The sequence below is a fragment of the Streptomyces sp. NPDC046909 genome (genome assembly GCF_040644695.1).
In the GTDB taxonomy this organism is placed as follows: Bacteria; Actinomycetota; Actinomycetes; order Streptomycetales; family Streptomycetaceae; genus Streptomyces.
This window is the reverse complement of sequence record NZ_JBEYXC010000002.1, coordinates 682,726-701,861: the sequence shown is the minus strand read 5'-3', so window position 1 is coordinate 701,861 and position 19,136 is coordinate 682,726. Positions and strand designations below refer to the sequence as shown.

Genomic DNA, 19,136 nt, shown 5'->3' with positions numbered 1-19,136 from the left:
TCCCCGTCCCCACCGAGGAGCCCTCATGGGAACCCGTCCCGCCCTCGCCTTCCTGGACATCCTCCGCGGCGAGGGCGTGGACCGCGTCTTCGGCAACCCCGGCACCACCGAACTGCCCTTCCTGGCCGCGCTCTCCCAGGCCGAGGACGCCCCCGAGTACGTCCTCGGCGTCCACGAGGGCGCCGTCGTCGCCATGGCCGACGGATACGCGCGCGCCACCGGCCGCCCCGCCTTCGTCAGCCTGCACATCGCCGCGGGGCTGGCCAACGGACTCATCGGCCTCCTCAACGCCCGCCGCTCCCGCACCCCCCTCGTGGTCACCGCTGGCCAGCAGGACCGCCGCCACCTCCAGCAGGACCCCATGCTCTCCGGCGACCTCGTCGGCCTCGCGGCCTCCGCGGTGAAGGCGGCGTACGACGTCCAGCACGCCCGCGATCTCCCGCTGGCGTTGCGTCGCGCCTTCGCCCTGGCCGTACGACCGCCCGCGGGCCCGGTGTTCCTGTCCGTTCCCATGGACGTGTTCGCCGAGGACACCGAGGTCGAGATCCCGGCCCCCACCCCCGCGCCCCCGCCGGGACCGGCCCCCGGCATCGAACGCGCCGCCGTCCTCCTCGGCGGCGCCGCCCGCCCCGTGATCGTCGCCGGGGACGGAGTCGGCCGCGAGGACGCGGTCGGCGCCCTGGTCCGCGCGGCGGAGGCCTGCGGGGCGACCGTGCACCACCAGCCGATGGCCGACTGTCTGAACTTCCCGACCACCCACCCCCTCCACGCCGGGATGCTGCCACCCCGCCACGACGCCATCCGCGCCGCGCTCGCCCCCTACGACGTGCTCCTCATCGCCGGCGCCCACGCCTTCACCCCGCACCACTACACCCCGGGCCCCGCGCTGCCGCCCGGCCTCACCGTCGTCCAACTCGACTCCGACCCCGACGAGATCGGCCGCAACTTCCCCGCCGAGGCCGGCCTGGTCGGCTCCCTCACCCCGTCCCTCCACCGCCTCGCCGACCTCCTGCGCGAACGCGTCCCCGCTCACACCGCCAAGGGCCGCACCCTGCGCGCCGGCGAACGCCACACCGCCGACCGCGACCGCGCGGAGTCCGCGGCCCGCGCCGCCTACTCACCGGCCCCCCTCGCCCCCTGGGCCGCCGCCCACGCCGTCGCCCGCGGTCTGCCGCCCGGCGCCGCGGTCGTCGAAGAGGCCATCACCGTAGGGCTGTTGCTCCGCCGCCTCGTACGCCTCGACCGCCCCGGCAGCTACACCCACACCGTCGGCGGCGGCCTCGGCTGGGGCATCGGCGCCGCCGTCGGCCGCGCGCTCGCCGAACCCGGGCGCCCCGTCGTGGCCGTACTCGGCGACGGCTGCGCCCTGTTCGGCCTCCAGGGCCTCTGGAGCGCCGCCCGCCAGTCCGCCCCCGTCCTGTTCGTCGTGATGAGCAACGGCGCCTACCGCACCCTCCAGGACACCTACGAGGCGATGGGCGGCCTGGGCACCTGCCCCGGCACCGACCTGGGCGCCCTGGACTTCACCCAGGCCGCAGCCTTCTTCGGCGTCGACGCGGTACGCGCCGAGAGCGCCGAGCATCTGCGCGAACTGGTGGCGGGGGCAGGGAAGTTGAAGGGGCCGCTGCTGGTCGACGTACCGCTGCGGTCGTGACAGGTACCGCCGAGGTCACGAGTGGATACCGCTGAGGAGATGATCCGCCACTCACAGCGACGCACACCTTGCCACCCGCCCACCCAAGCCCCACCATTCGGTCCATGACGGACGACGGTCCTCTGCCCAAGTCGGTGCTCGCACGCGGAGTGACCCTGCTGCGCGCCTGCGGGGACGCCGGGACCGCCCTCACCCTCGCCGAACTCGCCCTGCGCACCGGCCTCCCGAAACCCACCGCGCACCGGCTGATCGGCGAACTGGTCCGCCTGGGCCTGGTCGAACGCACCCCGGACGGCAGGTACCGCATCGGGCTCGGCCTCTTCGTCCTCGGCCAGTCCGCGCCGTCCGTCTGCGAACTCCGGGACGCCGCCCTGCCGTACCTCGGCGATCTGCACGAGGCCACCCACGAGAACGTGCACCTCGCCGTCCCGGACGGCACCGACACCCTGTTCCTGGAGAAGATCACGGGCCGCCGCGCCACCCCGATCGTCTCCCGCACCGGCGGCCGCCTCCCCGCCCACTGCACCGCCACCGGCAAGGTCTTCCTCGCCCAGGACCCCCGCCCCCTCCACCGCACCCTGCTCCGCCTGACCCCCCGCACCCTGGTCCTCCCCGGCCAACTCGCCCGCGACCTCGCCCTGACCCGGGCCCGCGGCTTCGGCGTCAACCTGGAGGAGGCCGAGATCGGCGTCTCGGCGGTGGCCGCCCCGGTCTACGCCCACAGCCGCGACTCCCGCCCGATCGCCGCGATCTCGGTGACGGGCGGCACGCGACGGCTGGACGTGGCGAGGGTCGGAGCGAGCGTCTGCGCGGCGGCGAGGGCGCTGACGCGGACCTTGTCGGCGTGAGCGTGGGTGATTGGCAGATCTGTTCCACACCCCGCCCGTAAAGCCGCAGGTCACAGCAGCCTGCTCTGGAACAGATCTGCCAATCACCCACGCTCAGCCCGGCGCCGACCTCAGCCCGCCCCCGACCTCAGCCCGGCGCCGACGCCCCCTGCTGCATCGCCACCGCCAACGCGTGCTCCGTCAGGTGCGCCCCGTGGATCTCGCCCGTCACCCTGCCCCGCACGAACACCAGCACCCGGTCGCAGACCTCCGTCAGCTCCGCCAGGTCCGTCGACGCGATCAGGACCGCCGCGCCGCCCGCCGCCAACTCGCCCACGATGCAGTGCATTTCGGCGCGTACACCGACGTCGACGCCCCGGGTCGGATCGTCGAGGACGACGATCCTCGGGTCGGTGGCCAGCCACTTGGCGAAGACGACCTTCTGCTGGTTGCCGCCGGAGAGGCGGCCCACCACGTCGTGCGGTCCGCCCCGCAGGCGCAGTCGCCCGGTCAACTCGGCGGTACGGCGGACCAGTTCGGAGCGTGAGGGCGCGATGCCGCCCCGGCCGAGGGCCAGCCAGCTCACCGACGTGGTGTTCTCCCACACCTCACGGTCGGTCATCAGCCCGTACCGCTTGCGGTCGCTCGGCACGAAGGCGACCCCCGACCGCACCGCGTCCCGCAGCGAGTGCGGCAGGCCCCGGCCGCCGACGTCCACCCGGCCCGCCGAGACGGCCGTACGGCCGCACACCACCTCCAACGCCGAGAGATGGCCCGCCCCTTGCAGCCCCGCGAACCCGACCACCTCACCCGCCCGCACGGTGAAGGTCACGTCCGCGAGCCGGCCCGGCACGCTCACCCCCGACAGCACCACCGGGGGTGGCAGGTCCACCACGGTCCGGGTCCGGCGTGCCCGCTGCTCGGGCCGGCCGCCCAGCATCGCCGTGACCAGTTCGGGCACATCGAGGTCCGCGCGCCGCACGCCGGCCAGCGCGACCTCTCCGTCCCGCAGCACCGTGACCCGCTGGGCGAACCGCATCACCTCCTCCAGGAAGTGGGTGACGTACAGGACGGCGATGCCCCGCCCGGTCAGGGTGCGCAGGATGCCTTCGAGGCGGTCGACGGCGGCGGCCGGCAGCGCCGAGGTCGGTTCGTCGAGGATCAGCAGCCGGGGGCGGCGCAGCAGGGCCCGTGCGATCTCCGTCAACTGCTGGTCGGCGAGGGGGAGTTCGCCGACCTCCGTGCCGAGGTCGACGTCCAGGCCCAGTTCGGCGAGGACCGGCCGGGCCGCCCGGTCCATGGCGCCCCGGTCGAGGAGGCCGAGGCGGCGCGGCGGACGGTGGGGGAAGAGGTTCTCCCGGACCGTGAGGTCGGGGAAGAGGCTCAACTCCTGGGAGACGGTGGCGATCCGGGTGTCCTTCGCGAGCCGCACCGCCCCCTCCTCCGCCGTCAGCGACCCGGACAGGATCCGCACCAGCGTCGACTTGCCGGCCCCGTTCTCCCCGACGAGGGCGTGCACCTCGCCGCCCCGCAGCCGTATCCCGGCCCCGTCCAACGCCCGTACTCCGCCGTAGGACTTGACCAGGCCCTGGGCCACGAGGATGTCGCCGTACGTCATCTCAGCGCGCGTCCTTCAAGGGGTGCAGCTGTCCCTCCTGGTCGCCGAGCAGCTTGTCGATCGTCGGCTTGTACCAGTCGTACGCCGCCTCCGGGGACTTCTGGCGGGCGATGATGTCGTCGATGTTGGAGGAGTCGACGACCCCGCCGGGGGACAGGAACCAGCCGTCCGGGAGCTTCCCGTCCTTGTCGCGCACCGACTCGATCAGGATCGCCGTCGAGAGGTAGCCCTTGAGGAAGTGCTGGGGGTCGATGGCGACGAAGTTGGAGCCGTCCTTGACCGCTTCCAGGGTCTTCGGGTCGACGTCGAAGCCGGCCGTCAGCCACTTCCCGCCCTTCGACTTCTTGATCTTGGCGAGGTTGTAGCTGTCGGCGTCCCCGACACCGAGGAACGCCAGCGCGTCCGGATGCGCGTTGACCTGCGCGGACCAGGAGCTGTAGTTCTGGCCGGGATCGCTGTACGTCTGGAAGGGGCCGAGCACCTTCACGTCCGGCGCCTCCTTGGTGAACGTGTCCTTGATGCCCTGCGCCCGGTTGTCCAGCACCGGCGTCCCGGGGTTGGGCACGCCGATGACGATCTCGCCCTCGGGGTCGTCGCCCAGCCGCTTCAGGGCCTCCTTCGCCATCAGCTCGCCGAGGGCGTAATTGTCGTTGCCCACATAGAAGTTCACCTTGCTGCCGTCGGTGGGGGAGGTGTCCAGGGCGACGACCGGGATGCCCTTGTCGACGGCCCGGGCGGCGGGGCGGGTGAAGATCGGCGGGTCGAGGTTCTCCAGGACGATGCCGTCCTTGGCGGTCGTCTGGAGGTTCTGGAACAGCTGCACCTCCGCCGGGCCGTCGGTGTTGGGCGGGCCGACCGCCTGGAAGTCGACGTTCTTCGCGTGGTCCGCCGCGCTCTGAGCGCCCAGCACCATCTCGTGGGCGAAGTTCAGTGAGATGTTGGCCACCGCGATGCCCATGTCGAGCTTGCCGCCCTTGCCGCCGCCCGACCCCCCGCTCTCGCCGCACCCGGCGGCGCCCAGCAGGACCAGGACGCCGAGCGCGGCGGCCACCGTACGGAATCGAGGGTGCATCAAGGCCTCCAAAGGGGCGGCTCACAGGGGCACTTCGGCGCCTTCGAGCGGGGATTCATCGCCGCCGGCGTCCGGTCCGGCGCAGCGCGCTGTCCGCCGCGACCGCGACGAGGATGACCCCGCCGGTCGCGAACGACGTCCAGTTGATGGGTACTTCGAAGAACACGAGCCCGGCGGCCACGACCGACAGGATCATCGCCCCCGCCACCGCGCCGACCACCGAGCCGCGCCCGCCGGCCAGCGGGGTGCCGCCGATGATGCACGCGGCGATGGCCTGCAACTCGTAACCCTGGCCCAGCGTCGGGTCGCCGGCACCGTAGAACGCCAGGGCGAGCACCGCCGCGCACGCCGTGGTCAGGCCGGACAGCGCCAGGGCCTGGACGCGGGTGCGCACGACCGGGATGCCGCTGAACGCGGCCGCGTCCGGGTTGGAGCCGATGGCCCGCACCCGGGACCCGAAACGGGTGCGGGTGAGCACCACGGCCAGCACGGCGACCACGACGAGCAGCACCCACAGGGCGAACGGCACCCCGCCCGGATCCCCGCCCGCGAAGGTGAAGAACGAGTCGTCCAGCGGCAGATCGGTGATCTGCTTGCCATCGGCCAGCGCGAGGCCGACACCCCGGAACAGCATCAGCGTGCCCAGCGTCACGATGAACGACGGCAGCGCCAGCAGCGTCGTCACCAGCGCGTTGAACACGCCCAGCACGATCCCGGTCACCAGCATCACCGGCACCGCGAGCCAGGGCGCCCACCCGTCCCGCACCAGCAGCGCCCCGACGACCAGGACCATCGCGTACGTGCCGCCCACCGACAGGTCGACCTCGCGCATGGCGAGCGCGAACACCATCCCGCACGCCATCAGCGAGATGTAGACCGAATTGTGGGCCGTGGACAGCAGGTTGTCGGTGTCGAAGAAGTCCGGGTAGGGGATCCCGATCCCCACCACCAGCAGCCCCAGCACGAGCAGCACGCCCAACTCGTCCCGCACCAGCCGGTGGGGCCACGGCAACGGCCACCACCGCCGTGCCGGGGCGTCCTGTTCGCGGGCGCGCTCGGCGTCGTCCACGGCACGCTCGGTCTCGGTCATCGGGCACGGCTCCCGTACGGCTGGCGCTGACGGCCGCCCCAGGGCGGCTGCCCTTCGCGGCTGCCCCCAAAGGCGGCTGGCCGCAGCGTCGGCCCCCCGGGGCCGGGCGGCAACACGGGCGTTCCAGCGAGTGAAATGCGCTCTTGCCCGGTGCCTGACGGGTCGTCACACTCGGCGCATGGAGACGCGTACCGCCCTGGTGACCGGAGCGGCACAGGGCCTCGGGCAGGAGTTCGCCATCGCGCTCGCCGGGCGCGGCTACCGGGTCGCGGGACTCGACCTCGTGGCGCAGCCGCGGACCGCGGGCAAGATCCTCGACTATCTGGAACTGGTCGCGGACGTCACCGACGAGGAGGCCGTACGCGCCGAACTGGAGCGCGTCATCGACCAGTTCGGCACCCTGCACGTGGTCGTCAACAACGCCGGCGTCTACCCGTCGAAGCCCTTCGAGGAGACCACCGCCGAGGACTGGCGCCGCGTCATACGCGTCAACCTGGAGGCCCCGTTCCTGGTGACGCAGGCGGCACTGCCGTATCTGAAGGCCGCCGGGTGGGGCCGTATCGTCAACATCGCCTCCGCGGCCGTGTTCACCGCACCGTCCACGATGGTCCCCTACGTCGCCTCGAAGATGGGCCTGATCGGCTTCACCCGCGCGCTGGCCACCGCGCTCGCCCCGTACGACATCACCGTCAACGCCATCGCGCCCACCATGGTCCGCACCGCGACCGCCGAACGCACGGTCGGCGCGGACGGCGGCTTCGAGTCCGTACGCGCGGGCCAGGCCGTCGCCCGCACCCAGGAACCCGCCGACCTGGTCTCGACGCTGCTGTACGTGGTCGACGAGGGCAGCGGCTTCCTGACCGGCCAGACGCTCAACGTGTCAGGAGGATCCGCCTACTTGTGACGAGCCGTCGCCGAGCAGGGGCACCCATTCGCTGAGCTCCTCCTTCAACGACCGCTGGAACGTGGTCAGCAGCGCCTGCACCACGATCGGATGCATATGGGCGGACAGCGACTTCACGTCCTGCGTGTCCCGCTCCGCGACCTCCCCGCGGAACAGCTCCGCCAACTCGTGCGCCGCGGCCCGCGAATGCTCGATGAGCACGCTCCGCGCCGCGAGGATCGACTCCAGCGACAGCGGTACGTCGAGCAGCCGCACGGCGAGCCGCAGCAGCCCCGCGTCGCAGCGGAACCCGTCCCCGTCCGCCCGCACGACGTTCATCGCGGCGAGCCGCTCCACGTCCTCGTCGCCGAGCGCCCGCCCGGCCCGCCGCTCCAGCTCCTGCCGGGTGACCGTCTCCACCGTGTCCGGCGCCCAGGAGGCGACGACCGCGCGGTGGATCGCGAGATCGTGCGGACTGAGATCCGCGGGCAGCTGCCGCAGATAGCGCTCGATCGCCGCCAGCGTCATGCCCTGGTGCTGCAACTCCTCGATCAGCGCCAGCCGGGCCAGATGCTCGCTCCCGTAGTGCCCCACCCGCCGCGCACCGATCACCGGCGGCGGCAGCAGCCCCTTGGTGCCGTAGAAACGCACCGTACGCACCGTGACACCGGCCCGCGCGGCCAGCTCGTCGATGGTCAGGGCGGTCTCGTCGGTATCGGTCGTCATGTGCAGCAGTATCGCTGTCTCACCAATACTGTGAAACCTCACACCCACCGCCGTTGTCAGTGGCGGCCTCTACGGTGGGGTCATGTCGGAGATCACTTACATCAGGGGGGACGCCACCGCTCCGTCGGTGAAGGGCGTCAAGGTGATCGCCCATGTCTGCAACGACATCGGGGGATGGGGAAAGGGCTTCGTGCTCGCGCTGTCGCGCCGCTGGCCGCAGCCGGAGGCCGCGTACCGCGCCTGGCACCGGGGGCGCGCGTCGAACGACTTCGGCCTCGGGGCCGTCCAGTTCGTGCGGGTCGAGCCGTACGTGTGGGTGGCCAACATGGTCGGGCAGCGGGGGACACGCACGGGCAGCAAGGGCGTCCCGGTGCGCTACGAGGCGATCGACGCGGCCCTGGAGAAGCTCGCCGGGAAGGCCGCCGAGCTCGGCGCCTCCGTGCACATGCCACGGATAGGGTGCGGCCTTGCGGGGGGTAAGTGGTCCCGCGTCGAGCCGCTCATCACCGAGCGGCTGACCGCGCGAGGGGTCGCCGTCACGGTCTACGACCATGGGGAGAGCCGGAGTTGAGCAAGGACATCGACGTTCTGGTGCTGGGCGGCGCGGGCGTCGACACCATCATCCACGTACCGGAGCTGCCGCTGCCTTACGCGGACAGCTACATGATCGACTCCGGGATCCGCACCCGCGCGGGCCAGACCGGGGACTTCGTCGCCGTCGGGCTCAGCGCGCTCGGCCTGCGCACGCACCACCTCGACATGCTCGGCGACGACCCCGAGGGCGACCTGGTCCGCGCCCTCCACCGGGACCGGGGCATCGGCCTCACCGCCGTACCGCAGCCCGCCGGGACCAAGCGCGCCGTCAACCTCGTGGGGCCCGACGGGCGACGCCTGTCCCTGTACGACGTCAGCCGCGGCCACCCCGACGACCGGCTCCCGGAACCCACCGTCCGGGCACTGGCCGAGCGGAGCCGGCACGCGCACGTGTCCATCACCCAGCCGTGCGCCCACGCCCTGCCCGTCCTGCGCGACACCGGGGTCACCCTCTCCACCGACCTGCACGACTGGGACGGCGAGAACCCCTACCACGAGCCGTTCGCCCTGGCCGCCGACGTCGTCTTCCTGTCGGCGGCCGCCCTGTCCCGACCCGAGCTGACCATGCGCCGCATAGCCGACCGAGGCCGGGCCGAGGTGGTCGTCGCCACGGCCGGAGCCAAGGGCGCCTACCTGCTGGCCGACGACGAACTGACCCACATACCCGCCACGCCGCCGCCGGCACCGGTGATCGACTCCAACGGCGCCGGCGACGCCTTCGCCGCCGCATTCCTCTACGGCTGGCTGAACCGGGAACCCCCGCACCGCTGCGCCCAGTACGGAGCGGTGGCAGGGGCCCATGCGTGCACGGTCCCGTCGACGGAGACGAACCCGATCAGTCGCGCCGAGCTCATGACGCGGGCGACCACAGCGCCGCGCTAGGGGCCCGGCAGGCGCTCAGTGCACGTCGTTCGTCGCCGCGATCTTCTTCCAGGACTTCGGCTGCACAGGCGCGACCGACGTGCGCACCGCCGCGGGCGCCGCCGGCTTCGACGGCTGGAACAGCCAGGTGTCGAAGAGCGCCGACAGCGACTGCCCGGAGATCTGCTCGGCGTAGGTCCGGAAGTCGGCGACCGACGCGTTGCCGTACGCGTACTTCTGCGGCCAGCCCTTCAGGATCGCGAAGAAGGCGTCGTCGCCGATCTCGTTGCGCAGCGCCTGCAACGCGAGCGCGCCCCGGTCGTAGACGGCGATGTCGAACTGGTTGTCCGGCCCCGGGTCACCGGGCTTCACGGTCCAGAACGGGTCGTCGGCCGGGTGCGCGGCGTACACGTAGTCGGCGAGTTCCTGGGCCGTGCCCTCGTCCTCGTGCTCGGACCACAGCCACTGGGCGTACCGGGCGAAGCCCTCGTTGATCCAGATGTCCTTCCACCCGGCGACGGAGACGAGGTCGCCGTACCACTGGTGGGCCAGCTCGTGCACGACCACGGAGACGTTGGACCCGTTCGCGAACTGGCGGGGGCTGTAGAAGGGCCGGGTCTGCGTCTCCAGCGCGTACCCCGTGGTCGTGTTCGGCACATACCCGCCGAGCGCGTTGTACGGGTACGGCCCGAAGTACCCGCTCAGCCAGTCGGCGACCTCACCGGTCCGCTCGATGCTCGCCCGCGCGGCCCCCGCGTTGTCGCCGAGGTCCTTGCTGTACGCGTTGATGACCGGAATACCGCTCTCGGTCGTCCCCGTGGTGATGTCGAACTTCCCGACAGCCAGGGTCGCCAGATACGTGGCCTGCGGCTTGTTGGACCGCCAGTTGTAGCGGGTCCAGCCGAGGCGTGAACTCGTCGACTGGAGCGTGCCGTTGGAGATGGCCTGGCTGCCGTCCGGCACCAGCACGGACACGTCGTAGGTGGCCTTGTCGAGCGGGTGGTCGTTGCTCGGGAACCACCACCAGGCCGACTCGGGCTCGTTGGCGCCGACCCCGCCGTCCGGGGTGCGGTGCCAGCTCGTGAAGCCGTACGCCTGCTTGGACGACGGCACCCCGCTGTACCGCACGACGACGGTCACCGAAGTGCCCTTCGCCAGCGGCGACTTGGGCGTGATCTCCAGCTCGTGCTCCCCGGAGGTGGTGAACGACGCCTTCGCACCGTTGACCCGCACCTCGCTGACGTCCAGCAGGAAGTCCAGGTCGAACCGCGACAGATCCTGGGTGGTACGGGCCAGCAGCGTCGCCGTGCCCTCCAGTTCGTCCGTGGCCGGCTGGTACTTCAGCCGCAGGTCGTAGTGCGAGACGTCGTATCCGCCGTTGCCGTAGGCCGGGTAGTAGGGGTCGCCGATGCCCGGGGCGCCAGGGGAGTAGCTCGCGGCCGATGCCGGGATCGCCAGCAGGACGGACGCGGCGGCCAGTGCTCCGGGCGCGATGAGTCTGCGGTGCACGAAAGCTCCAAGTCGTAGGGGACCGAAGTCTGTTCGCAGCCTATTCAGTCCCTGTGGACCCACCCGTGTCCACGGCCGCACCTGTCACACGATCGCCATTCGGCCGTCATGAGCGACCACGCCCCACGCACCTTTCCAGCCACCCACCGACTGCCCCGATCGGCCCTCTTTTGCACGGGAGTTGACCGCTGTACCGTCCGCGCCATGCCGATACGCACGCGCTTCACGACCTGGAGAACGTTCGCTACGGCGGCCACCGCCGCCCTCCTGGCCACTTTCCTCACCCCCGCCGCCGCACAGGCGGCCCCGCGTGAGAGCCAACCCGTCTACTCGTACGACAACGCCGTCCGTGAGGCCGTCTGGGTGGACACCGGGCTCGACGGGGACGGCGACGGCAAGGGCGACCGGGTGGCCGTCGACATCGTCCGCCCCCGTGAACCGGCCGAACAGGGCCGCAAGGTGCCCGTCATCATGGACGCCAGCCCCTACTACTCCTGCTGCGGGCGAGGCAACGAGAGCCAGAAGAAGACGTACGACGCCGATGGCGATGTCGTCCAGATGCCGCTGTTCTACGACAACTACTTCGTGCCGCGCGGCTACGCCTTCGTCGGCGTCGACCTGGCCGGCACCAACCGCTCCGACGGCTGCGTCGACGTCGGCGGGCGCTCGGACATCCTCTCCGCGAAGGCGGTCGTGGACTGGCTGAACGGCCGGGCCACCGCTTACACGACCCGCACCGGCACCGCACGCGCGCCCAAGGCCGGCTGGACCAACGGCAAGACCGGCATGATCGGCAAGAGCTGGGACGGCACCATCGCCAACGGGGTCGCCGCCACCGGTGTGAAGGGCCTGAAGACGATCGTCCCGATCAGCGCGATCTCCTCCTGGTACGACTACTACTTCCAGCAGGGCGCCCCCCTCTACGACTCCGGCCCCGACTGGCTGTCGAACTACGTCGACAGCCCCGACGCCCGCGCCAAGTGCGCCGCCGTCCAGCAGAGGATCGTCGACGGCGCCCCGCGCACCGGCGACTGGACCGGCTTCTGGACCGAGCGTGACTACGTCAAGGACACGGCCAAGGTGAAGGCCAGCGTCTTCGCGATCCACGGCCAGCAGGACCTCAACGTCCGGATGAAGCACCTCGGCCAGTGGTGGGACGCCCTCGCGAAGAACGGCGTCGAGCGCAAGATCTGGCTCTCCCAGACCGGCCACGTCGACCCCTTCGACTTCCGCCGCGCCACCTGGGTCGACACCCTGCACCGCTGGTTCGACCACGAACTCCTCGGCTACGACAACGGCATCGACCGCGAACCGATGGCCGACATCGAACGCCACCCCGACCAGTGGGTCACGTCGAAGGTGTGGCCCCCGCGCGGCACCGCCACCGCCACCCTGCGCCCCGCCCAGGGCACCCAGCCCGGCGTGGGCACCCTCGGCCTGACCAGGACCACCGGCACCGAGACCTTCACCGACGACCCGGCCCTGAGCGAGACCGACTGGGCCGCCAAGATAGACACCGCCACGCCCGACAAGGCGGGCTTCACCACCGGCGCCATCACCGAGGACCTGCGCATATCCGGCTCCTCGAAGGTCACCGTCACCGCCACCCCGACCACGGCGACGGCCCACCTCTCCGCCGTCCTCGTGGACCTCGGCCCCGCCACCATCCGCGACTACGCGGCCTCCGGCGAGGGCATCAGCACCCTCACCGACCGCACCTGCTGGGGTGTCGGCTCGGCCGGCGACAGCGCCTGCTTCAAGGTGACGCAGGCCAGGACCACCGACGTCGACTACGAGGTCGTCAGCCGCGGCTGGGCCGACCTGGGGACCTACGCGAACCCCGGCAAGGGCGTCCCGCTCACCCCGGGCAAGGCATACACCATGACCATCGACCTCGCGGCCACCGACCATGTCGTCCCGGCCGGCCACCGCCTCGCCCTGATCGTCGCGGGCACCGACAAGGACCTCATCGACCCGCCGTCGACCACCCCGACGCTCACGCTCGACCTGTCCCGCACGAAGGCGAGCGTCCCGTTCGTCGGCGGCACCGCGGCCTTCGCGCACGCCACGGACGGCGCCGCCATCGTCGTACCGGAATCCGCGCCGCTCGACGGAGTGACGGCGCCGCGGTCCGTCCAGCGCGTCCCGGGGGCCGGCTCGTGATCCGAGCCCTCACGCTGAGCACGGCGGCCCTGGCAGCGTCCTTGGTCGCCGTGCCGGCGCACGCCGCCGAACCCCCGCCCCGCACCGGCTTCGAGCAGTCGAACGGGGCCCGCTGGACCGGCGAGGCCGAGGAGCAGGACTTCCTCGCGGCCGTCGACAGGGCGAGTGACCGGGTCTCCGTCGCCCGTATCGGTACGACGCGGCAGGGCCGCCCGGTCCAAGTCGTCAGGGTCGGCAGGCAGAGCACCCCGAACAAAGTGCTCCTCGTGTGCAGCCAGCACGGTGACGAACCCTCGGGCCGCGAGGCCTGTCTCACCAGGGTCCGCGACCTGGCGTACGCGAAGGACGCCGGCACCCGGCGCTTCCTGGACCGCACCACCCTGCTCGTCGTCCCCACCGCCAACCCCGACGGCCGCGCCGCCGACACCCGGGGCAACAGCGACGGCGTCGACATCAACCGCGACCACCTCGCGCTCAGGACGGCCGAGGCACGGGCCATGGCCGCGCTGATCCGCGACCAACAGCCCGATGTCATCTACGACTTGCACGAATACACCCCGACGCCCCCGTACTACGACAAGGACCTCTTCGACCTCTGGCCCCGCAACCTCAACACCGACGAACGGGTCCACGACGAGGCCGAGACCCTGTCGCAGGAGTACGTCCGCCCCGCCGCGCGGAACGCCGGCTACACCACCGGCACGTACGGCATCTGGACCGACCCCGTCACCGGCGACCCGGTCAAGCAGACCGCAGGGGACGGCCAGGAACGCATCCTGCGCAACATGTCCGGCGTCAAGCACGCCGTCGGCCTCCTCATCGAGAGCCGCGTCGACGCGCTCACGGACGTCGACGAGGCGACCAACAACCGACGCCGGGTCGCCTCCCAACTTGCCGCGCTGAAGGGCCTGTTCGGCTTCGCCGACGAGCGGCGCGGTCGTATCGAGGCGGCGACGACCGAGGCCCGTCACGCAGGCCGGTCCGACACCGGACCCGTCTATACAGGCGGCGCCGACAACGACCCGCCCGAACCCGCCGAGGTGATCCAGGACCCGCCCTGCGGCTACCGGCTCACCGACGACCAGTACACGGAGGTCAAGGACGAACTCGCCCTGCACGGCGTGCGGACGAAGGGCACCTACGTCCCCCTCCGTCAGCCCCTGCGCGCTCTCGTCCCGCTGCTCCTCGACGAAAGCGCCCCGTACCACCTGACGGTCGGGGAGCCCGACACCGACTGTTGAGACAAGGTCATTCGTCGCATTTGTGGTAGTCCGTACCCATGGGTTACGGGAGAAGGTGCCGCGAATGACGGAAGACTTGACCAAAAGGGGTGGCCGGGAGGGTCCCTCGGATGTTCCCGGCCCCCACACCACGGACCGCGTCGTGTTCGGCGTCACCGCCGTCATCACCGTGGCCTTCGTGATCTGGGGCTCGACGGCCACGGACTCACTGGAGAGCGTCTCCACGAAGATGCTCAACGGCCTGATCCACAACGGTGGTTGGGCCTTCATGCTGGCGGCCTCCTGCTTCGTGGTCTTCGCCCTGTGGCTCGCGGTCAGCCGCTACGGCCGCATCCACCTCGGCGCCGAGGGTGAGGAGCCCGAGTTCAGGACCGTGTCCTGGGTCGCGATGATGTTCAGCGCGGGCATGGGCATCGGCCTGATGTTCTACGGCGTCAGTGAACCGCTCTCCCACTACACGACCCCGCCACCGGGTACCGGCCCCGCCGACTCCGCCGAACGCATGGAGACGGCGATGGCCACCACCCTCTTCCACTGGACGCTGCACCCCTGGGCGATCTACGCGGTCGTCGGCCTCGGCATCGCCTACAGCACCTTCCGCAAGCGCCGCCGCCAGACCATCAGCGCGGTCTTCACCCCGCTCATCGGCGAGAGGCACGCGAACGGCACCGGCGGCCGGGTGATCGACATCCTCGCGATCATCGCCACCGTCTTCGGCTCCGCCGCCTCACTGGGCCTGGGCGCGCTCCAGATCGGCTCCGGCTTCCAGGAACTGGACTGGATGGACGACGTGAGTGAGGGACTGCTCGTCGCCATCATCGCCGTGCTCACCCTCGCCTTCGTCGCCTCGGCGATCTCGGGTGTCGAGCGGGGCATCCAGTGGCTGTCCAACACGAACATGGTGCTCGCCCTGATCCTCGCGGTCTTCGTCTTCATCGCGGGCCCCACCATCATCGTCCTCGACCTGCTGCCCACCTCGGTCTTCGCCTACCTCGGCGACCTGCCCCAGCTCGCCGGCCGCACCGAGGCCAGCGGCGGCGAGGGCGTCGCGGAGTGGCTCGGCAGCTGGACCGTCTTCTACTGGGCCTGGTGGATCTCCTGGACGCCGTTCGTCGGCATGTTCATCGCCCGCATCAGCCGCGGCCGCACCATCCGCCAGTTCGTCGGCGGCGTCATCCTCGTGCCCAGCACGGTCAGTCTGATCTGGTTCGCGGTCTTCGGCGGTACGGCGATGAAGCTGAAGGAGGGCGGCGCGCTGCGCGGCGCGGACACCCCCGAGAGCCAACTCTTCGGCGTCCTCAAGGAGTTCCCCGTCGCCACCGCCACGAGCCTGCTGGTGATGATCCTGGTCGGCATCTTCTTCGTCTCCGGCGCTGACGCCGCCTCCATCGTGATGGGCACGCTGTCCCAGCGGGGCGCGCTCGAACCGGGCCGTTTCGTCGTCGTGTTCTGGGGTGTGGTGACCGGCGCGGTCGCCGCCATCATGCTGCTCGTCGGCAGCGGGCAGGGTGACGCGCTGACCGGCCTCCAGAACCTCACGATCCTCGCGGCCGCGCCGTTCGTCCTGGTGATGATCGGCATGTGTGTGGCTCTGATGCGGGACCTGCGGCGGGATCCGGTCATCGTGCGTGGCGAGATGGGGTCCGAGGCCGTTGAACTCGCCGTGATCGAGGGGCACAGGAAGTACGACGGTGACTTCGAGATCAAGGTGGGGCCGGGGCCCGGGACGGAGACGGAGGGGGATCCACTGGGTCACGATCACGGTTAGGTGCCTTCACGAGGAGGCGAGCCCTGCCGCCTCCTCCGCGCACCCCCACGCCACCGTCACCCCCGCCCCGCCGTGACCGTAGTTGTGCACCAACACCCGCTCCTCCTCCAGAAGTTCGCGCTCCAGTCGCACCGCGTCCCGCGCCGGGCGCAACCCCACCCGGTGCCCCAGCACCCGCGCCCCCGCGATCTCCGGACGCAGCGCCGCACACCGCCGTACGATCGCCTCGGCCACCGCCGGATCCGGCTCGGTGGACCACACGTCCTCGTCCGCCGTGCCGCCCAGCAGGAGCCGGTCGCGGTGCGGGAAGAAGTACGCCATCTCGCCGGCGGTGTCCGTCGAGACGACCCAGGTCCGGAGGCCGGGGTTCTCCACCACGACCAGCTGCCCCCGCACCGGCCGCACCGACGCGTCCGGCACCAGCTCGTGTGCCCCGAGGCCCGTGCAGTTGACGACCACCGGCGCCTCGACCGACGCGAGATCGGACACCGTACGCGTCTCGACGACACCGCCCGCGTCGAGCAACCGCCGCCGCAGCCAGGGCAGATGGACCGTCATGTCGATGAGCGGCAGCCGCGCCCACAGTCCGGAACCGGCGTACTTCTCGGCCGTCGTCGCGCGCAGCCCCGGCAGGCGCTCGCCCGCCCACGCCCCGGCCGCGTCCGGATCGGTCTCGCCGAGTACCCCTTCGACCATGCGTACGCCGGTCAGGTCCGGGTCCGCGGCCAGCGCCTCGTAGACCTCCAGTGAGCGCAGGGCCCACGCCCGCGCCGACTCGACCGGCTCGATGCGGTACGGCCACCACAGGGCCCCGGCAACCGCCGAGGTGGTGCGCTCGACGGGATCCCGGGTCCACACCCGCACCCGGCGGCCGCGCTCGGCCAGTGTCACGGCCGTCGTCAGGCCGATCACCCCGCCACCGACCACCACGACTTCGCTGCTCGCGTCGACTCCCACGCCCGGACGTTAGCGGAATGTCCCATGCCGTGCTCAGAGGGCGCTTGCTGCGGGAATACTCACAGCATGTCTGCCGCGTACGCGACCTTCGGCCTGGCACCGGCGATGCGTGCCGGTGGAGTCCTCGTCAACGGTGACTTCCAAGTCCACCGGGACTTCGTGGACTTCATCGTCGACGGACGACCGCTGCTCTTCCAGCTCTCCGACCTCGACGCCGTCTCCCCACTGGCCTCGGACGTCCCACCCGCCATCTTCACCGCCCAGGTCCGCAGCCTCCTGCTGGAGACGGATGCCCCGCTTCCGGGCGGACGGTTCGTCATCTACGGCTGTCCCGAGTGCGAGGACCTCGCCTGCGGAGCCGTCACCGCCGTCATCGAGAAGGAGCACGGCGACTTCATCTGGCGGGACTTCGCCTGGCAGACCGACGAATACGCCGACCTGGAACTCAACGGCTACCACGGCATCGGCCCCTTCCGCTTCCGCGGCCCCGAGTACCGCACGGCCCTCGACTCCCTGCTCACCGAGACCCCGGACTCCGCGAGCCCGCGCCGCCGCGTCCTGCTGATCGGCGCCCGGGTCGCCCTCCTCGCCAAACTCGCCGCAGCCCTGCGCACCATCGGCATCGGCGCCGACATCGCCCATGACGCCGACGGCGTCCCCGCCGACGAACTGCGGGCCTACGGCGCGGTCGCCTTCGGGCGCGCCGTCGGTCAGCAGGAACGTGCCGCCGTACGCCGCTCCTTCGAGCGCGCCGGCGTCGACGTCGCCTATGTCGACGGCCTCGCCCCGATCGTCCCCCTCCTCGTCGCCCAGATCGAGCACGCCCTCGACCGCAGCCCGCAGGAACAGCGCCGGCTGACCCGGCTGGTCGCCGCCGACGGCGAGGCGGGCGTCGAGGTCACCTCGCCGTGCCGGGTGCGCCTCACGGCGTACCGCCTCGACCGGCTCCTGCGCACCCACGCCCAGGAGGTCTTCGACGGTGTGCTGGAGGCGGGGCGGCATCGCATCGCGCTGGACGCCAAGGCGGTGAAGGGGGAGGCCTTCGTGGTGGCGCGGACCTCGGGCAGCGTGCTGGTGGAGGCGATGGCGCACTGAGCGCCCCCGCCGGGGCGGGGGCGCCGGGCAGCTCAGGAGAACAGCAGACGCCAGGTCAGCGGGCCGGGCGTGCCGTCGGCGTCGCCGCGCAGCTCCTTCCGGGACTTCTGGAAGGCCCGCACGTTGAGCCGGTCCGCCTCGCCCCAGGACTTGCTCGGACCGACCTTGTAGTGGTCACCGAAACCACGCTTCACCAGCTGCTTGCCGAGCTGGAGGACGTAACTGTTGGTCGCCCCCGCCACGAAGTACTTGCGCCCCGGGAACGCGGGGATCTTCGGCGTGGTGGGCTTGGTCGGCGCGGGCGTGTCGTCGTCCACGTCCAGGTCGGCCTTGGCGTACTTGACCAGCTGGGCGAAGTCGATGGCCCCCGGGTCACCGTGCTGGTTCTCCACCACGTGGAGGTGTCCGCATATCCCCTTGAACTTGTTCCACTCGGCCGCGGTCATCCGGGCCCCGTTGCCCTTGCCGTACGAGCTCGGGTACGCGGGCCACTCCTTCGGGCCCGACAGCGGTACGCCGTGCTCCTCGTGCATCCAGGCCAGGAACTGGGCGACGGCCTGGAGCGCCCAGTCCGGGGCGTCCGGCCAGTAGATGTGCTCCTGGCTCGCGGCCATCCACTTCTTGTGCGTCGTGGGGTCACAGGTGCCGACCAGCTCGACCTGGCACACGTTCGCCGTGTTGGTCTCGGCGCCGCCCTTGAGGTTGACCAGCGCGCGGGACGAGGTCTCTATGTCGAAGTGCTGGTACCACTTCAGCTTCTTGGCGGCGAAGTCCGGCACCGCCGTCAGGTTCGGGGCGGTGGCGCCGCCCTCGTAGCCGGGCAGGGTGCGGCCCTCGGTGGTGTGCAGGACGACGACGTTGACCTCCATCGGGTCACCGCCGAAGTCGTCCTGGTACCAGTTGGCCCGGCTCGCGCCGGGATAGCGCTGGGGTCCGGTCTTGGTGCTCATCACTGTCTCCTGAGGAGAGTTCGGCCAAGGGCCGTGCGGTGGAGAGAAGTTGAGCGCAAAAGTACGACCGATGGGGGGACCTGGGGGCGTTTCCGCGTTGTTTTGCTGTTGTCGAGTCGTTGTCGCGC

16 protein-coding genes are annotated in these 19,136 nt (G+C 71.3%); 9 read left to right on the top strand and 7 right to left on the bottom strand.

Features of this window, described 5'->3' with window-relative positions; translation table 11 throughout:
• The first annotated feature begins 25 nt into the window (after positions 1 to 25).
• Both ABZ928_RS07430 and ABZ928_RS07425 read left to right on the top strand, forming a co-directional pair.
• Positions 26 to 1,654, top strand: a complete 1,629-nt coding sequence (locus tag ABZ928_RS07430) for a thiamine pyrophosphate-binding protein (protein ID WP_361515713.1) — start codon at positions 26 to 28, stop codon at positions 1,652 to 1,654.
• A gap of 104 nt (positions 1,655 to 1,758) precedes the next feature.
• Positions 1,759 to 2,502 carry an IclR family transcriptional regulator gene (locus ABZ928_RS07425; RefSeq protein ID WP_361515711.1) on the top strand — a complete coding sequence of 248 codons (744 nt, stop codon included), beginning with the start codon at positions 1,759 to 1,761 and terminating at the stop codon, positions 2,500 to 2,502.
• Positions 2,503 to 2,629: 127 nt separating this feature from the next.
• Here the strand turns inward: ABZ928_RS07425 and ABZ928_RS07420 are convergent, their stop codons facing one another.
• Genes ABZ928_RS07420 through ABZ928_RS07410 form a run of 3 tightly spaced genes read right to left on the bottom strand, consistent with a single transcriptional unit; the run spans position 2,630 to position 6,261 of the window.
• A complete protein-coding gene (locus ABZ928_RS07420) occupies positions 2,630 to 4,099 on the bottom strand; it encodes a sugar ABC transporter ATP-binding protein (RefSeq protein WP_361515709.1) in 1,470 nt (489 codons plus the stop codon).
• 1 nt (position 4,100) lies between these two features.
• Entirely contained in the window at positions 4,101 to 5,171 is a 1,071-nt protein-coding gene (locus tag ABZ928_RS07415) for a sugar ABC transporter substrate-binding protein (RefSeq protein ID WP_361515707.1), read from the bottom strand.
• A gap of 55 nt (positions 5,172 to 5,226) precedes the next feature.
• Positions 5,227 to 6,261 carry an ABC transporter permease gene (locus ABZ928_RS07410; RefSeq protein WP_361515705.1) on the bottom strand — a complete coding sequence of 345 codons (1,035 nt, stop codon included), beginning with the start codon at positions 6,259 to 6,261 and terminating at the stop codon, positions 5,227 to 5,229.
• A 178-nt stretch (positions 6,262 to 6,439) separates the two neighbouring features.
• On the opposite strand from ABZ928_RS07410, the gene ABZ928_RS07405 reads away from it, so the two are divergent.
• On the top strand, positions 6,440 to 7,165 hold the full coding sequence (locus ABZ928_RS07405) for an SDR family oxidoreductase (protein ID WP_361515704.1): 726 nt from the start codon (positions 6,440 to 6,442) through the stop codon (positions 7,163 to 7,165).
• Here the strand turns inward: ABZ928_RS07405 and ABZ928_RS07400 are convergent.
• Positions 7,142 to 7,870 carry a MerR family transcriptional regulator gene (locus ABZ928_RS07400; protein WP_361515702.1) on the bottom strand — a complete coding sequence of 243 codons (729 nt, stop codon included), beginning with the start codon at positions 7,868 to 7,870 and terminating at the stop codon, positions 7,142 to 7,144. The two genes, ABZ928_RS07405 and ABZ928_RS07400, sit on opposite strands and share 24 nt — an antisense overlap.
• Positions 7,871 to 7,952: 82 nt before the next feature.
• Here ABZ928_RS07400 and ABZ928_RS07395 point away from each other — a divergent pair, with 82 nt between their 5' ends.
• Together ABZ928_RS07395 and ABZ928_RS07390 are read left to right on the top strand one after the other, a co-directional pair.
• The gene (locus tag ABZ928_RS07395; protein WP_361515700.1) at positions 7,953 to 8,441 is read left to right on the top strand and encodes a macro domain-containing protein; all 489 of its coding nucleotides are present in this window, start codon (positions 7,953 to 7,955) and stop codon (positions 8,439 to 8,441) included.
• Positions 8,438 to 9,346 (top strand): adenosine kinase, encoded by a 909-nt coding sequence (locus ABZ928_RS07390; RefSeq protein ID WP_361515698.1) that lies wholly within the window; start codon positions 8,438 to 8,440, stop codon positions 9,344 to 9,346. Before ABZ928_RS07395 ends, ABZ928_RS07390 begins: the two co-directional genes overlap by 4 nt.
• Before the next feature lie 15 nt (positions 9,347 to 9,361).
• On the opposite strand, the gene ABZ928_RS07385 is transcribed toward ABZ928_RS07390, so the two are convergent.
• Positions 9,362 to 10,834, bottom strand: coding sequence for a M1 family metallopeptidase (locus tag ABZ928_RS07385; protein WP_361515696.1), 1,473 nt, complete (start codon positions 10,832 to 10,834; stop codon positions 9,362 to 9,364).
• A 204-nt stretch (positions 10,835 to 11,038) separates the two neighbouring features.
• On the opposite strand from ABZ928_RS07385, the gene ABZ928_RS07380 reads away from it, so the two are divergent.
• The 3 genes from ABZ928_RS07380 to ABZ928_RS07370 all read left to right on the top strand — a co-directional run bounded on the left by ABZ928_RS07380 (position 11,039) and on the right by ABZ928_RS07370 (position 16,006).
• Positions 11,039 to 12,997, top strand: coding sequence for a Xaa-Pro dipeptidyl-peptidase (locus tag ABZ928_RS07380; protein ID WP_361515695.1), 1,959 nt, complete (start codon positions 11,039 to 11,041; stop codon positions 12,995 to 12,997).
• Positions 12,994 to 14,238: a M14 family metallocarboxypeptidase gene (locus ABZ928_RS07375; protein ID WP_361515693.1), complete on the top strand. Its 1,245-nt coding sequence runs from the start codon at positions 12,994 to 12,996 to the stop codon at positions 14,236 to 14,238. The genes ABZ928_RS07380 and ABZ928_RS07375 overlap by 4 nt, the downstream gene beginning before the upstream one ends.
• 64 nt (positions 14,239 to 14,302) lie before the next feature.
• The gene (locus tag ABZ928_RS07370) at positions 14,303 to 16,006 is read left to right on the top strand and encodes a BCCT family transporter (protein ID WP_361515692.1); all 1,704 of its coding nucleotides are present in this window, start codon (positions 14,303 to 14,305) and stop codon (positions 16,004 to 16,006) included.
• A gap of 6 nt (positions 16,007 to 16,012) precedes the next feature.
• Here the strand turns inward: ABZ928_RS07370 and ABZ928_RS07365 are convergent, their stop codons facing one another.
• On the bottom strand, positions 16,013 to 16,963 hold the full coding sequence (locus ABZ928_RS07365) for an FAD-dependent oxidoreductase (protein WP_361515690.1): 951 nt from the start codon (positions 16,961 to 16,963) through the stop codon (positions 16,013 to 16,015).
• A 66-nt stretch (positions 16,964 to 17,029) separates the two neighbouring features.
• Between ABZ928_RS07365 and ABZ928_RS07360 the strand changes: the two genes are divergently transcribed.
• On the top strand, positions 17,030 to 18,058 hold the full coding sequence (locus ABZ928_RS07360) for an oxidoreductase (RefSeq protein WP_361515688.1): 1,029 nt from the start codon (positions 17,030 to 17,032) through the stop codon (positions 18,056 to 18,058).
• A 32-nt stretch (positions 18,059 to 18,090) separates the two neighbouring features.
• Here ABZ928_RS07360 and ABZ928_RS07355 read toward each other — a convergent pair whose 3' ends face one another.
• Positions 18,091 to 19,008, bottom strand: a complete 918-nt coding sequence (locus ABZ928_RS07355; RefSeq protein ID WP_361515686.1) for a peptidoglycan-binding protein — start codon at positions 19,006 to 19,008, stop codon at positions 18,091 to 18,093.
• Between the last annotated feature and the right edge of the window lie 128 nt (positions 19,009 to 19,136).

Bases quoted from the DNA above. Each gene is read 5' to 3' on its own strand.
- ABZ928_RS07430 (WP_361515713.1), top strand. From the start codon at position 26: ATGGGAACCCGTCCCGCCCTCGCCTTCCTGGACATCCTCCGCGGCGAG.
- ABZ928_RS07425 (WP_361515711.1), top strand. From the start codon at position 1,759: ATGACGGACGACGGTCCTCTGCCCAAGTCGGTGCTCGCACGCGGAGTG.
- ABZ928_RS07420 (WP_361515709.1), bottom strand. From the start codon at position 4,099: ATGACGTACGGCGACATCCTCGTGGCCCAGGGCCTGGTCAAGTCCTAC.
- ABZ928_RS07415 (WP_361515707.1), bottom strand. From the start codon at position 5,171: ATGCACCCTCGATTCCGTACGGTGGCCGCCGCGCTCGGCGTCCTGGTC.
- ABZ928_RS07410 (WP_361515705.1), bottom strand. From the start codon at position 6,261: ATGACCGAGACCGAGCGTGCCGTGGACGACGCCGAGCGCGCCCGCGAA.
- ABZ928_RS07405 (WP_361515704.1), top strand. From the start codon at position 6,440: ATGGAGACGCGTACCGCCCTGGTGACCGGAGCGGCACAGGGCCTCGGG.
- ABZ928_RS07400 (WP_361515702.1), bottom strand. From the start codon at position 7,870: ATGACGACCGATACCGACGAGACCGCCCTGACCATCGACGAGCTGGCC.
- ABZ928_RS07395 (WP_361515700.1), top strand. From the start codon at position 7,953: ATGTCGGAGATCACTTACATCAGGGGGGACGCCACCGCTCCGTCGGTG.
- ABZ928_RS07380 (WP_361515695.1), top strand. From the start codon at position 11,039: ATGCCGATACGCACGCGCTTCACGACCTGGAGAACGTTCGCTACGGCG.
- ABZ928_RS07370 (WP_361515692.1), top strand. From the start codon at position 14,303: ATGACGGAAGACTTGACCAAAAGGGGTGGCCGGGAGGGTCCCTCGGAT.
- ABZ928_RS07360 (WP_361515688.1), top strand. From the start codon at position 17,030: ATGTCTGCCGCGTACGCGACCTTCGGCCTGGCACCGGCGATGCGTGCC.
- ABZ928_RS07355 (WP_361515686.1), bottom strand. From the start codon at position 19,008: ATGAGCACCAAGACCGGACCCCAGCGCTATCCCGGCGCGAGCCGGGCC.